Source organism: Paenibacillus sp. ACRRY, from assembly GCF_022346995.1.
In the GTDB taxonomy this organism is placed as follows: domain Bacteria; phylum Bacillota; class Bacilli; order Paenibacillales; family Paenibacillaceae; genus Paenibacillus.
Window position 1 is genome coordinate 46,382 of sequence record NZ_JAKRNM010000004.1, and the last position, 13,617, is coordinate 59,998.

Here is a 13,617-nt window from a genome sequence, read left to right on the forward strand (position 1 = left end):
ACCTTAGACCTAGGCCATTGTACAGGAGGTACAACGATTGAAGTCATTCAAATGGAATAAGGCAGCCTCTGCTGCATCCTTGCTGATTCTCGCCATAAGCCTGGCAGCTTGCCAAAGTAAGGAGGCAACGCAGCCGCCGGAACCGGAATCGGTACCAGCGCCTGTAGAAGAGCAGCAAGAGACACAAGAACCGGCAGCTCCGAAGTTCACCGCACCGCTGACCGGCTTGCCGGTTGAGGAGGCTGTTACGCAGAGACCCCTCGCAGTTATGATTAACAATGCACCTGCAGCCCGGCCCCAGTCCGGTCTGAGCTCGGCAGATATCATTATTGAGGTTCTCGCAGAGGGCGGAATTACCCGGTTCATTGCGATCTTCCAGAGTCAGGGCGGTGCAGAGACCGTAGGACCTGTACGAAGCATTCGTCCGTATCTGATTGAACTGGGTGAGAGTTATGATGGTGTACTGGTACATGCGGGCGGCAGTCCAGACGCTTATTCCATTTTGCAAAAGCAGCAGAAGCAGCACATGGATGAAATATCGAACAGCGGCCCTTACTTCTGGCGTTCCCCGGATCGGAAGGCACCACATAATCTGTATACTTCAGCGGACAAGCTTAGAGAGGGAGCGGACATTAAGGGGTATAGCCACGATACCGAATCTCCCGTCTACATCTATAATGAGGAAGGCTCAACTTCATCAGGAGAATCTGCAGCTGAGTTCGATATTCATTATTTATTGGATAGTTACCGGGTGACGTATGATTATGATGAAGTTAGCGGACGATATATGAGACTGGTGAATGGGAAGCCCGATCAGGATCAGGATAATGGAGAGCAGATTGGAGCAGCGAATATTATTGTAGCCGGTGCAGATCACAAGGTGCTCGATAGCGTTGGCCGTTTGTCCGTCAATGTGGAACAGGGCGGGGAAGCGATTTTGTTTCAAAAAGGCAAGATGGTTCGTGGTCAGTGGGTGAAGAAATCGGGTGATATTATTCGTTTTGTACAAAATGGGACAGAGGCTGCCCTGGTTCCAGGCCAGACCTTTATCAGTATCGTTCCTAATCAACCTGACTTTGCAAGTCATATTGAAGTCCAAAATCAAGTTCAAAATTAAGATTTAATGCAAACCAAATTCCTTCGCTTGCTTCATTAATATGCTGACCAAAATCAGAAGTCGAATCCTGTCGGTTCGTGTTTTGTAAACGCAGTGTAAAATCTGAGCATCATTTTTCCATCCATTCCAAATAATTAAGATTCATTTCAGATTAATGTGATAAGAATATAAAAAAGGATCGCAGCTTTTGTACAAACCATGAAACAAATATGATAAGATATCAAAGGTTGTCATTTCATGTTTCAAGGTTATCAGCAATTTCTCGTAAAGGGGATAGGACGATGAAGATAAAGAAGAAGGATATATTTTTCGAAACATTAGAGAATATGGCGGATACTGTCGTACAGGCAGCTGACTATTTCTCCGAGCATGTTTCCAACCTTCAGGATGTAACTCTGTTTACCAATGAAATGAAAAAATATGAGTCCAAGTGCGATGACTATGTGCATACGATCATTATGGAGCTCAACAAAACGTTTATTACGCCAATCGAGCGTGATGACATCATGGAATTGACAACAACACTTGATGACGTATTGGACGGGCTTGAAGCAACAGCTTCCCGATTCTATATGTACCAACTGACTGACCCGGATGAATTCATCGTGCAGTTCGCTGAGATTTTGCGCCAATCGGCTTACGAAATTCAAAAAGCGATCCATTTGCTGTCCCAGAAAAAATTGCTGGCGATCCGCGAATATACAATTCGTCTGAACGATCTGGAGAACCAGGGCGACGAAGTATTGCGCATGTGCATCAAGCATCTCTTCGCTACCGTGTCTGATCCGATTGAACTGATCAAGCGCAAGGAAATTTACGAGCGTCTTGAGACAACTACGGATGCTTGTGAAGACGTAGCCAACATGCTGGAATCCATCATTATGCGTAATTCTTAAGGAGCCAGAGAATAATGGAAACAACGATTTGGGTATTAGGTATAGTCGTCTTCCTTGCACTGGCGTTTGACTTCATCAACGGTTTTCACGACACTGCGAATGCCATCGCAACTTCGGTATCCACTCGGGCACTGACCCCGCGCCGGGCGATCATTCTCGCAGCGGTTATGAACTTTGTTGGAGCGATGATGTTTACGGGAGTAGCGAAGACGATCGGAGGAAGCGTTACAGATCCCACGAAGCTGGATAACGGGATAGAGGTCGTCATAGTCACCTTGATTGCCGCGATTATCTGGAACCTCGTGACCTGGTGGTTTGGGATTCCTTCTTCTTCCTCACACGCATTGATCGGGGCACTTGCCGGCGCAGTATTCGTTGGTGCAGGCTCCGATAAAGTAAAATGGGGCGGATTCATCGAGATCGTCGAGGGGCTTTTGTTATCCCCGCTGATTGCATTTGCCATAGGTTATGTGGTCATGACCGTTCTCAAATATATTTTTGCCAAACGCAGTCCGCACACCGTGAACAAAGGTTTCCGTACGGTACAGATCTTCACGGCTGCATTGCAGGCGTTCACACATGGTACGAATGATGCTCAAAAGGCCATGGGGATTATTACATTTGCGCTCGTAGCAGCAAATGTGCAGGATCATCTAGAAGTTCCGCTGTGGGTTAAAATCTCCGCGGCAACGGCGATGGCACTGGGTACTTCCATCGGTGGTTGGAAGATCATCAAAACGATGGGAACCAAAATCTTTAAAATTGAACCGATCAATGGTTTTGCTGCCGATTTGTCCGCGGCTTCCGTTATATTCACGGCAACACTGCTGCATCTTCCAGTAAGTACAACGCACGCTATTACATCCGCCATTTTGGGTGTAGGGTCCGCGAAGCGTTTCTCTGCTGTAAAATGGGGCTTGGCCGGACGTATCATTATTACGTGGTTCATTACCATTCCGATCACAGCAGTACTGTCAGGCTTGCTGTACTGGATTATTTTCTAAGAAAGTGATCCAAAAGCCATTCGGGACCGACTTGCACAGCTGTTCATAACTGTGTGAATATCGGGATATGTGGACAATTTTTAATTATATTATAGAGAAGCCTGTGCATGAACGTGTGGACAGGCTGGATATGTGGATAGCCATCCGTGGAATGATAAACCAAACGTTAGATTATCCTGTGGATACAGGGAACTGTGGATAGGGAATGAGAGAAGCCAACAGGGTTGGCTTTTTTTGTTGTCCCTGCAGCGAGAGGTTATGTGGATAATATGGATGTTATGCGGTGGCAGGAGACGGTTCGAGCATGAAGTTATACAATAGCGTAAAGGATATAGGACAAGGACGTGGTCTAATTTATGATTCGTACACTCGCCATCACACGAGATCATCAGGTCTCCATCAATATTCCCCTGACACAGCTGGACCTGCAGGATTATGCCTGGGTCTGGGCAGATTTCAACCAGCCTTCGGAGGAAGAAAGCCGATTGCTGGATACATATTTTCATTTTCACCCCTTGGCGATCGAGGATTGTCTGCATGTGCTGCAGCGCCCGAAGCTGGATTACTACGATAATTTACAGTTTCTTGTGCTGCACGCGCTTAATCCAACTACACTGGAAGCGGAAGAAGTGGATTTGTTTCTGGGATCGAACTTCCTCGTTTCCTTTCATCATGGTGTACTGGAAGAAGTGGATGAAGCATGGGAGCGCATTCTGCATCATGCACACGAACGCACCATCTGGGCACGTGGACCGGTAGCCGCTGCCTATACCGTGATGGACAAGCTTGTCGATCATTACTTTCCGTCGCTGTTTGCGATTGAGGATGAGCTGGCAGAACTGGAGAACCGGGGCGGCCAGGAATCGGTAGAAGACTTGATGAATCAGGTATTTGACCTGCGCAGCCGACTGCTGAAGCTTAGACGAACGGTCGTACCCATGCGGGATCTGCTCTACCGGGTAATCAACTCGCAGCACGTGCAGCGGACAGGAGAGCATACGGCGTATTTTACAGATATCTATGACCATCTGCTGAAGCTGACGGACATGATCGAGGCGGACCGGGAAATGACCTCGGACCTGCGGGACAGTTATATTTCCCTGAACTCCAACCGGATGAATCAGATCATGAAGACACTTACCGTTATTACAACGGTGTTCATGCCGCTGACGCTGATCGCCGGCATTTATGGCATGAACTTCGCCTATATGCCGGAGCTTCAGTGGAAGTTCGGATATGGAGCCGTGCTGCTGCTGATGTTTGTACTCGGTGGGTGCATGGTGGCATGGTTTGTGAAGCGCGGATGGTTCAAATAAAGGATTTATATAGAAGTGGTAATGAGGATACGAAATAGGATGTAACGAAGCGATGATCTTCTTTTGCCTTGTTGTAGCCGGGCGTAAGAGATCATCGCTTGTTGTCTGTTCAAGAAAGTGAAAGTGAGTGTTGAAGCTTTAAGTACTGTGGTTGCAGAGCGTATCTTCTATAGTTGGGTGTACCGAAAATGATCATCAAACGAAGCGAGTCTATGACAGACAGGCATTCGGTTAAGGGGGATATCAACGATATCCACATGTGAATATCTTTTTATCCGGGGTTATGGGCTGTGAATAACTCATTAACGCAATCCGGACGTTATTCTTCAAGAACGAAAGTTGCCGAAGCAGTAGGTTGTCCATTGACCACAATCGTCAAAGTATGAAGTCCGGCATAGTAACGTCTGGTGGTAATCACCTTGAACGATTGCTTCGTAGCGACCTTGCTTCTGCCCACAGGATACGTTTTATCCGAGCATTTGAAACGTTTGGGTGCCTGCTTGCCACTCGCCTTCATGTATCCAATCTCATATTCAATCCGCAGCATTTGAGGCTGCCCACTCGCATTGACCACATCGAACGTAAATTCCAGCTCTTCACCAACGGCAATCGTATCCCGTGCAAGCTGAAGCTGCTCAACGTGCACCGCATCTTGCTCAACATAGCCAAAGAGGGCGAGGGCTTTGGGATGCCCCTTTTTGAGCAGCGAGCGGCTTGCGTGGCGCACAATCCAGTCGGTATGTGCATGCTGACCGTACCAGGTGGAGGCGAGATCCAGAACCAGATCAGGATGGTCTTTCGAGATATCGTTTAGATGATTCGCTACACTTTTTCGTACGTAGAGGGAGTCGTCCTGTTTCAAGGCATGGAGAATGGGAAGTGCTGGCGTTGGATCCGCAATCAAGCTGCGCAGCTTGGAACCCCATGGCAGACGAGGGCGACTGCCTTCGCTGGCAAGCCTGCGAATATGCTCGTTCTCACTGCTTGTCCATTCCATCATCCGTTTCAACGTCTCGATCGGATACCGTTCAATAAACGGGCGCACCGCGAACTCCGAGCTGGAATAAGGTGTGAAGACCGTCAGGTACTTCATGGACAATTCATAATGTTCAGGTGCAAGTCCGTTCACCTCGATAAAATCAGGGACAAACAAATACTCGACCCCTCGCAGCTGCGGTGCCGCCTGTTCGAGGACATGCAGCACCTCCTCATAGGAAGAGGGCAGTACTTCGGTCAGCGCCAGTGTAATACGGCGAATACGTGCCTTGAATTCTGCCTGTTCCCAGCCTTCGGCAAACACGAGATTACGAAAGTGTGCCTTGTCCAGGGCAGGGTAATATTGATGCAGCAGTTCGCCGGTCCGATCAATTAATCCGAGCGTATATTTATCCTTAAACAGTTCCATGGTCCGCCTCCTTTATCTACTACCCAGTATACCTTAATTCACAGAAATAAGAACATAGGTTCTCGGAAATTTATTTGAGATACTTTAAATGAGATAGTTGGGAAGGGCTAAAGCGATAACTGGGCCTGCTCGTAAAGAAGATGAAGGCACCTTCCTTATTCAAGGGAGAGGTGCCTGAGGGAATGGTTAACGTTTGCTGCTTGAGGGACGGCGCTTGGTGGAGCTTGTTTTCCGCCGAGTCGTGTTACTGCTGCGGCGACGTGGAGTAGTCGTAGTAGACTTCTTGCGGCGCTTGCGCGGGCGGGACCGAGGTGGAGTATATTCCTCATAATCAGTCTCCGCAGGACTGCTCTTGCCTTTCCCTTTTCCAAAAGGCAGAATGCCCATAACAAGTTTCATCATTGGAGCCATCTGTTGAATGCCGCCAACGACCTTCTGCATTTTACCAATTCCACTCATGATGCCGTCGATTCCGCCAAAGCGGTCGATCATTCCCTTCAGTTCACCGAGATTGGCCAGCGAGAACCCGGAACCTCCTGAAGCGGCAGGTGCCTCAACCGGAACTGGAGGAGCAACGGGAACACCGCCACCATACAAGTTTCCGCCAGGTGCGCCTTGCCCGTAAGGTACAAGTGCGGATGCTTCCACTTCACCGTAGACCGGATAATAGGGCTCTACCCCGGGGTACATCGGCTGCACTTGGGTTTCATTCAATGAACGCTGTACCGCACCAGGCGGAGCATAGGCAGAAGTGTGCGCCTGTCGGTGTGAATAGGAAGACGGACGCTGCCGTGGTGTGGGCTGGCGATGATAATAATGCTGTGGCATAAACGATCACGTTCCTTCTATATTGGATTTCGGAAATGCGTTCCTTCAACTGTCAGGTCCATAGGCGTAAACAGACCGTGATGGAACTCCCTTTTGCTATACTGTATGTCATTCGCGGAGAGACGGCGTAGGCGGGTGTCACGGAAAACGGGATATTTGCGGAATTGGGCGCAGGGGACAAGGAAGGATTCATAATCATGGAAAAGGGAAGCTTGTACACAAAATTGTAACAATTAGAAGGGTTAAATCCCTACATAAGTAATCGGGAATATACAGGTGGAAAATGGAATATATCGCAGGAATACCGGGTAGTGTCCGCGTGTGGAGGACAATAGTACCTAATGGAAGCGGTAACATGTATTTTTATTCTGTAGTGCGTGAAATCGTTAACGCTTGAAATACCAACTCAGGGTGAGTACAATGAAGGTACACAGTAACCGCTAGGGGATGATGATGAAATGCAGCTGAAAAAGCTAAATGATAAAAGTATTGAACAACTATTTGAGGCCATTCTCACTCTGAAAGATATTGAGGAGTGCTATGTGTTTTTTGATGACCTCTGCACGGTGAACGAGATTCAATCCATGTCCCAGCGGCTGGAAGTTGCTCGTATGCTTGGTAAAGGCAACACGTATAATCAGATTGAAGCAGAGACAGGAGCTAGTACAGCTACCATCTCCCGCGTGAAGCGCTGCCTGAACTATGGCAATGATGGTTACAAAATGACATTGGAACGTCTGGGTCGCTAAGATGAAGAAACCGGGTGTACTGATCATTAGTCACGGTTCTCAGGAGAAGACCTGGGTAGAATCCGTCGATGACGCGGTCTCCCGGCTTAATCTGCCTGACGATCTGCCTGTTGAAGCTTCATTTCTTGAACTTGTGGAAGGACGCCTGATCCAGGACGGTATCAACCGACTGGAGGCACAGGCTGTAACGGATATACTGGTCGTACCGCTATTCGTTTCGTCTGGCAGCACGCATGTGGATGAAATTGAATATGCAATCGGCGCGAAGGAAGCACCGGAACGGGAAACGGATCTGGAACCCTTTCAGGTAACTGCAAGAGTACACTTCGGTTATCCTGTGGATAACGATCCGGATATTGCCGTGATGGTGTGGGATAAGGTGAAATCGCTGTCCCGGGAGCCGAAGCAGGAGACGATTCTACTGGTTGGGCACGGGAGCATTCACGATGGATTCCGTCAGCGTTGGGAGACAGGCATCTCCTCACTCGCGCAGCGGGTACAGGATGTCAGTGGCGTTGCCCATACGGATTATGCACTCCTCAATCCGGAGAGTGTATATGACAAGGCGAAATACTGGAGCCAGGAGCAGGGAACCCGCGTTATTGTGGCGCCGCTGTTTTTGAGTGCCGGTTATTTTACCATGAACGTCATTCCAGGCAGGCTGAAGGAACTGGACTATGCGTACAGCGGTGAGACGCTGCTGCCGCATCCGCTTCTGGGGAACTGGCTGGAGCGTCAAATTCAACTTTTACTGGACAAATGTAATGAGGGTAGGCCCTTTCTTAAGAAGGGGACGAGCACTTTAAAATTATAGACAATGAAACCACGTCCGCCGGACGTGGTTTTCTTATTGCTGGTGTTTCTTGAGGAGGAGCTTATCCTTGGACCACGAGTCCAGGCAGGCTCAGATGAAGCTCCAATAATGCAATTAACTGATCGACCATATCCTCTGAAGAATAAGGCATGGCATTCATAATCCACCATTCCAGCAGACCTACGGCAGCAGAAGCCAGAAACTGTACAGTGATCTCCTTGCTCATGCCTTCCCGAACGCCGCACGCATCCATCTGTTCTTCGAAGCCCTGAATCATAATCGTCATGATCTTGCTCCGGAAGGCCGGAATCCCTTTTTTCGTGAGGAGGGTGGTATAGATGGCTGCATGTTCCTCGAGATAACGGAAGGTTCGCAGCAGCGCGTCTTTTGCCGTCATTGGCGTTGGATAGTGATCGATCATGCAGGTGTCCACCAATTGCTGCAGGTACGTCTCAATACAGCGGTCCAGCAGATCATACTTGTCTGTATAGTGCAGATAGATCGTTCCCCGGTTAACATTGGCCCGATCTGCGATGTCATTGATCGTCATTTGCTCGAAATCCTTCTCATCCAGCAATCCTACAAAAGCCTCCATGATGGCCTTTCTGGTTTTAAGCACACGTCTGTCCATGGCGCCTCCTCTACATGATTCTTCGTTTTCTGTATATCTCTCTATAAATGCTTACGCTTTTCAACAAAAAGGAGTATTTCGTTGATTATTCAACGAAAGCGGGTTTTTTAGCGATTGAAGCATGAAAGCTGCTTTGATACTCTAATTTTATCAACAACTGTTCATAAAGCAACGATTATTCATAAATAACGAAACTGAGGGGAAGCGAATGAAAATATTGGTCTATGGTGCGGGTGTGCTAGGCAGTCAGCTGGCCCATGTTCTGGTACGTGGAGGTAATGACGTTACCGTTCTGGCGAGAGGGAAACGAGCTGAGGAATTGGAGAGGGATGGCGTAGTCATTCGGCATGTATTTCAGTTTAGAACGACGGTTGATCCGGTTCGGGTAACAAGAGAATTAAGAGCGGAAGATGTTTACGATCTCATTTTCGTGGTCATGAAATATAACGATTTTCCATCCGTGTTACCCATTCTCGCGAATAACCGGAGCACCAACATCGTGATTGTAGGCAACAATGCAGATGCACGAAGCATGCAGACCTATCTCGAGGGCAACAGCCCAGTGGATAAACAAGTCGCGTTTGGTTTTCACGTTAGCGGCGGGAAGCGTCACAAGGATCGGATGATGTCCATAGGTGGGGGGAAGGGACTGATGGTGATTGGCGCACTGGACGGTGAGATCCCTTTTCAACCTCTGCTGGATCAGGCCTTTGCCAAAGCAAAGTATAAACTGGATGTGATTGAGGATATCGACGCTTGGCTGAAGAGTCATCTCATCCCAATTCTGGTGCTGAATGCGGTAAGCTTCAATGAAGATCGAGAGTTGAAGAAGCTGGAGGGAAACCGAGAGCAGCTCCTGCACATGATTGGCGCCATGGATGAGGGGATAGCCTTACTGGAGGCGATGGGCATCGCCATGATTCCTCGAGCGCAGGCGAAGCTGATCCGCAAGCATAAGCGTCTGCTGTATCTTTTGCTGAAGATCTACAGCATGCTTCCGGTGCATAAGCTGGTTGCAGGTGCTTTTGGCGAAATAGAGGCAATGGACCAGGCATTTACGGAGTGGAAAAGGGTAACGAATGTACTTACGCCCCATTGGGATGCACTCCGAAAGGATTTTACCATCCTATAATACGATATGCCCATGTTCAAACTATCTTTCTGTTGCTCAAACCATCGATCCCGATTACAATAAAACCAACTAATAAAATGGGGATAAGGAGATATGAGGATGCGGGAAGTGCCTATGCGTTATGTCAAAGCGAATCAGGTCGGGATCGTGCTGTTTGTGCTCCTATCGTTTGGGTTCAATCAGCTGCTGATCTTGGGTGCGTTGTGGATCATTCAGGTGGTCGGGCTCGTCTCTGGCGGGAAGCTGAATCTATTTGTCCAGATCGGGAAAGCCGTGCTTAAGGGAAAAGGTACGGAAACCCAGGCAGTAGAGCTGCAGCGCTTCAATAATATTCTGGCGGTTGTGTTCCTGTCACTGGCTCTCATCTCATTCTCCCTGAGCTGGCAGGTAGCCGGTTATCTCTTCTCGGGAATGCTTCTGCTTGCTGCAAGTGCAGCGCTGCTCGGTTATTGTGTGGGCTGCACCGTTTATTTCTGGTACAAACAGCTTCGCGCAGGCAGACGAATCGGCTTCTAAACCGATGATGAAGGTGAAATATAAATGTAACGTGGATGCGGCTTCGTGATTCGGAGCCGTTTCTTTGTGCTTTTTGAAGGAGAAAAAGGTTAAATTCCTGTCAGACGGGCAGAATGGGTGTCTATGAAATGGGTTAATTACAGTTGAACAGAAAATCGCTGGCTGTGTAAAATAACATAGTATATGCTTGCCGGATGGCGTAAATCCGTTACAGGCTAGGACATCTTTACATTTGATGATATGATAGAATATAAAGGCTCTGGAATGAGATGGAATTCCTTATGCATAGATATAGGTATGATGAAGATTCGGGCAGGATTAACGGACGTGGGTGATCATGTAAAAATGTTCTCCGGTTGTGGACGCTCGCAAGTGAAAGAAAATGAGGTCGCTCAGACTCATGGATAATGTGGAATAGGTGGCGTATGAGATGAAAAAGGCTCGCTTAATATATAATCCGACCTCAGGCCGGGAAGAAATGAAGAAACGTCTGGCTGATGTGCTGCAGCGTTTGGATCAAGGTGGCATCGAAGCTTCAGTACACGCAACAACGGGTGAGGGAGATGCAACCCGTGAAGCGGAGCTGGCGATTGAACGTGGATATGACATGATTATTGCCGCAGGTGGCGACGGTACGCTTTACGAAGTCATCAACGGCATGGCCGAGCGGGAGAATCGTCCGCCGCTGGGTGTATTCCCTTTGGGAACAACGAATGATTTTGCGCGTGCGCTCGGGATCCCGAGACAGTGGGAGGATTATGTGGATCTGGTCATTAATCAGCAGACTCGTCCGCTCGATCTGGGGAAGGCAAATGATAAATACTTCATTAATATCGCAGGCGGCGGCTCGTTGACGGAACTGACATATGAGGTGCCAAGCCGTCTGAAAACGATGATCGGACAGCTCGCCTATTATATGAAGGGCATCGAGAAAATGGCCAGTCTGTCTCCGCAGGAGCTGATTATCCGCGCGGCAGGCCAGGAAGAGATTCATGACGAATTCATGCTCTTCCTGATCGCCAATACCAATTCCGTCGGGGGCTTCGAGAAGCTTGCACCAGGGGCAACGATAGACGACGGAATGTTCGATGTGATTGGTGTACGCAAATGTAATCTGGCCGACATGATCCGCCTCGTTACACTCGCGCTGCGAGGGGAACATCTGAACGATAAAAAAGTGCTTCATTTCCAGACGGATTATATGGAAGTGACATCGCCGGGATATGTACAGCTGAACCTGGATGGAGAGCTTGGCGGTACTTTGCCTGCGACGTTCCAGAACCTCCAGCATCACCTGCTGCTTTATCGTTAAGAGGATAGGTGGTGGTGCGGGGTGGCAGTGTGTTTTTCCAGTTGCCGTCCGCGTGGGGATCACGTATAATCTCAGGGTGAAATTGAAAAGATGAAATGTAATGAACTCCCCATGTGTGGGGTGATATATAAGAAGAAAGAAGTGAATGTACGTTGTCTAATACGAACCGCAGCGGTCGTGGAAAAAACCGCCGGAATTCGGCTGCCTCTCAGGGGCAAGGGAATGCGATGGCATCCCGTCAGCCAGGTAAATCATCTCGTCCATCATCACGTCAGCAAGGGAAAGAGGTGCGGCCACAAGGCGCATCTCTTTCTGCCGTTCGTCCGAAGGGACGTGGACGTGAATCCGCGCCAATCGAAGGACTTCCGGTCAGCAAAAACGAAGAGACCGTCATTGACATCATTGGCATGAACCATGACGGTGAAGGTGTAGGCCGTGCGAATGGATACACGCTCTTCGTACAAGGTGCGCTCCCTGGTGAAACCGTCCGTGTGCGCGTAATGAAGACCAAGAAGCAGTACGGCTACGCCAAGCTGCTTGAGATTGTGAAGGCGAGCCCGGATCGTGTATCCGCGCCGTGTCCGATCTATGATCAGTGCGGTGGCTGTCAGATCCAGCATATGAGCTACGCCGGACAGCTAGCGTGGAAGCGCCAGCTGGTGGTGGATAATTTGCAGCGGATCGGGAAGCTGAACGTTATGGTGGGGGATGCAGACGCTCAGGGTGATGAAGAAGCGAACCTCAATAGACTGTCTGAAGAAAATGTGGATCAGGCAGCTGAACTAGCTATTTCCGAAGAACAAGGGAACGGCAGCAATCGTATTCGTCTTCGGCTGGAAGGTGTCATGAACGAAGAAGCTGCTGCGCAAGGTATTCGTGTGCTGCCTACCATGGGCATGGACGAGCCATGGCGCTACCGCAATAAGGCACAGGTGCCAATCGGCGTGACCGAAGGTGGCTTGGTCGGTGGATTTTATGCCAAAGGAAGCCATCGGATCATTGATATGGAGACCTGCCTTATTCAGCATGAGCATAACGACGAAGTCGTAGCGAAGGTGAAGGAGATCGGTAGCCATCTCGGGATCAGTGCATACAACGAAGAGACAGGCCGTGGCCTGCTGCGTCATGTGGTCGTGAAGAAGGCATTCCGCACAGGTGAGATGATGCTTGTTCTGGTCACCAATGGCCGAGATATCCCTCATAAGGATGAATGGATCGGCAGTATTCGTGAAGTGATCCCGCATGTGGCGAGCATCTGCCAGAACGTGAACAAGAAACAGACCAACGTCATCTTCGGCGACGAAACCCGCGTCCTGTGGGGCCGTGATGTGATCTACGATTATATCGGGGATGTGCAGTTTGCGATCTCTCCACGTTCGTTCTACCAGGTCAACCCGGTACAGACGGAAGTGCTGTACGGGAAGACGGTAGAGTACGCAGGGCTGAGCGGCAAAGAGACTGTTATTGATGCATACTGCGGCATCGGTACAATCTCTCTTTTCCTCGCGCAGCATGCGGATCAGGTGTATGGGGTAGAGATCGTGCCCGAAGCCATCGAAGACGCTCGCAGCAATGCGATGCTGAACGAGATGAAGAATGTGAAGTTCGAAGTCGGGGCATCGGAAGATGTCATCCCGCGTTGGAAAGAGCAAGGTATTGAAGCAGACGTCATCGTCGTCGATCCGCCGCGTAAAGGCTGTGATCCACGTTTGCTGGATACCATCCTGGAGATGAAGCCGGAGCGCGTGGTATACGTGAGCTGTAATCCAAGCACCTTGGCACGTGATTTACGTGTGCTGGAGGATGGCGGTTACCGAACGGTTGAGGTAACGCCAGTGGACATGTTCCCGCATACGGTACATGTGGAGTCGGTGGCGATGTTGGTTAGAAGCTAAAC

The 13,617-nt window shown here is 49.2% G+C and carries 13 protein-coding genes; 10 read left to right on the plus strand and 3 right to left on the minus strand.

The features are described 5' to 3' along the window. Nucleotides 1–37 precede the first annotated feature (37 nt). The 4 genes from MH144_RS16305 (at nucleotide 38) to corA (ending at nucleotide 4,333) form a co-directional block, all read left to right on the plus strand. Entirely contained in the window at nucleotides 38–1,117 is a 1,080-nt protein-coding gene (locus MH144_RS16305) for a DUF3048 domain-containing protein (protein ID WP_239302289.1), read from the plus strand. Between the two features lie 281 nt (nucleotides 1,118–1,398). Then, nucleotides 1,399–2,013 (plus strand): DUF47 domain-containing protein, encoded by a 615-nt coding sequence (locus tag MH144_RS16310; RefSeq protein WP_095288482.1) that lies wholly within the window; start codon nucleotides 1,399–1,401, stop codon nucleotides 2,011–2,013. Nucleotides 2,014–2,027: 14 nt separating this feature from the next. Then, nucleotides 2,028–3,017 carry an inorganic phosphate transporter gene (locus tag MH144_RS16315; RefSeq protein WP_239302290.1) on the plus strand — a complete coding sequence of 330 codons (990 nt, stop codon included), beginning with the start codon at nucleotides 2,028–2,030 and terminating at the stop codon, nucleotides 3,015–3,017. A gap of 356 nt (nucleotides 3,018–3,373) precedes the next feature. Then, complete coding sequence (gene corA / locus MH144_RS16320; RefSeq protein WP_239302291.1) at nucleotides 3,374–4,333, plus strand: magnesium/cobalt transporter CorA; 960 nt, start codon at nucleotides 3,374–3,376, stop codon at nucleotides 4,331–4,333. Between the two features lie 319 nt (nucleotides 4,334–4,652). On the opposite strand, the gene MH144_RS16325 is transcribed toward corA, so the two are convergent. Both MH144_RS16325 and MH144_RS16330 read right to left on the minus strand, forming a co-directional pair. Next, nucleotides 4,653–5,738 (minus strand): DNA alkylation repair protein, encoded by a 1,086-nt coding sequence (locus tag MH144_RS16325; RefSeq protein WP_239302292.1) that lies wholly within the window; start codon nucleotides 5,736–5,738, stop codon nucleotides 4,653–4,655. Nucleotides 5,739–5,924: 186 nt separating this feature from the next. Beyond that, nucleotides 5,925–6,566, minus strand: a complete 642-nt coding sequence (locus tag MH144_RS16330) for a tyrosine protein kinase (protein WP_239302293.1) — start codon at nucleotides 6,564–6,566, stop codon at nucleotides 5,925–5,927. 458 nt (nucleotides 6,567–7,024) lie between these two features. Between MH144_RS16330 and MH144_RS16335 the strand changes: the two genes are divergently transcribed. Both MH144_RS16335 and MH144_RS16340 read left to right on the plus strand, forming a co-directional pair. Further along, complete coding sequence (locus tag MH144_RS16335) at nucleotides 7,025–7,315, plus strand: YerC/YecD family TrpR-related protein (protein ID WP_017690665.1); 291 nt, start codon at nucleotides 7,025–7,027, stop codon at nucleotides 7,313–7,315. Nucleotide 7,316: 1 nt separating this feature from the next. Beyond that, nucleotides 7,317–8,129 carry a sirohydrochlorin chelatase gene (locus tag MH144_RS16340; protein ID WP_239302294.1) on the plus strand — a complete coding sequence of 271 codons (813 nt, stop codon included), beginning with the start codon at nucleotides 7,317–7,319 and terminating at the stop codon, nucleotides 8,127–8,129. Nucleotides 8,130–8,190: 61 nt separating this feature from the next. On the opposite strand, the gene MH144_RS16345 is transcribed toward MH144_RS16340, so the two are convergent. Beyond that, a complete protein-coding gene (locus MH144_RS16345; RefSeq protein WP_239302295.1) occupies nucleotides 8,191–8,760 on the minus strand; it encodes a TetR/AcrR family transcriptional regulator in 570 nt (189 codons plus the stop codon). 208 nt (nucleotides 8,761–8,968) lie between these two features. On the opposite strand from MH144_RS16345, the gene MH144_RS16350 reads away from it, so the two are divergent. The 4 genes from MH144_RS16350 to rlmD all read left to right on the plus strand — a co-directional run bounded on the left by MH144_RS16350 (nucleotide 8,969) and on the right by rlmD (nucleotide 13,615). Next, nucleotides 8,969–9,892: a ketopantoate reductase family protein gene (locus MH144_RS16350; protein WP_239302296.1), complete on the plus strand. Its 924-nt coding sequence runs from the start codon at nucleotides 8,969–8,971 to the stop codon at nucleotides 9,890–9,892. A 99-nt stretch (nucleotides 9,893–9,991) separates the two neighbouring features. Further along, complete coding sequence (locus MH144_RS16355) at nucleotides 9,992–10,408, plus strand: DUF4395 domain-containing protein (protein ID WP_239302297.1); 417 nt, start codon at nucleotides 9,992–9,994, stop codon at nucleotides 10,406–10,408. Between the two features lie 430 nt (nucleotides 10,409–10,838). Next, nucleotides 10,839–11,720, plus strand: a complete 882-nt coding sequence (locus MH144_RS16360) for a diacylglycerol kinase (protein WP_095288492.1) — start codon at nucleotides 10,839–10,841, stop codon at nucleotides 11,718–11,720. 152 nt (nucleotides 11,721–11,872) lie between these two features. Beyond that, nucleotides 11,873–13,615: a 23S rRNA (uracil(1939)-C(5))-methyltransferase RlmD gene (rlmD, locus tag MH144_RS16365; protein ID WP_239302298.1), complete on the plus strand. Its 1,743-nt coding sequence runs from the start codon at nucleotides 11,873–11,875 to the stop codon at nucleotides 13,613–13,615. Nucleotides 13,616–13,617 lie beyond the last annotated feature (2 nt).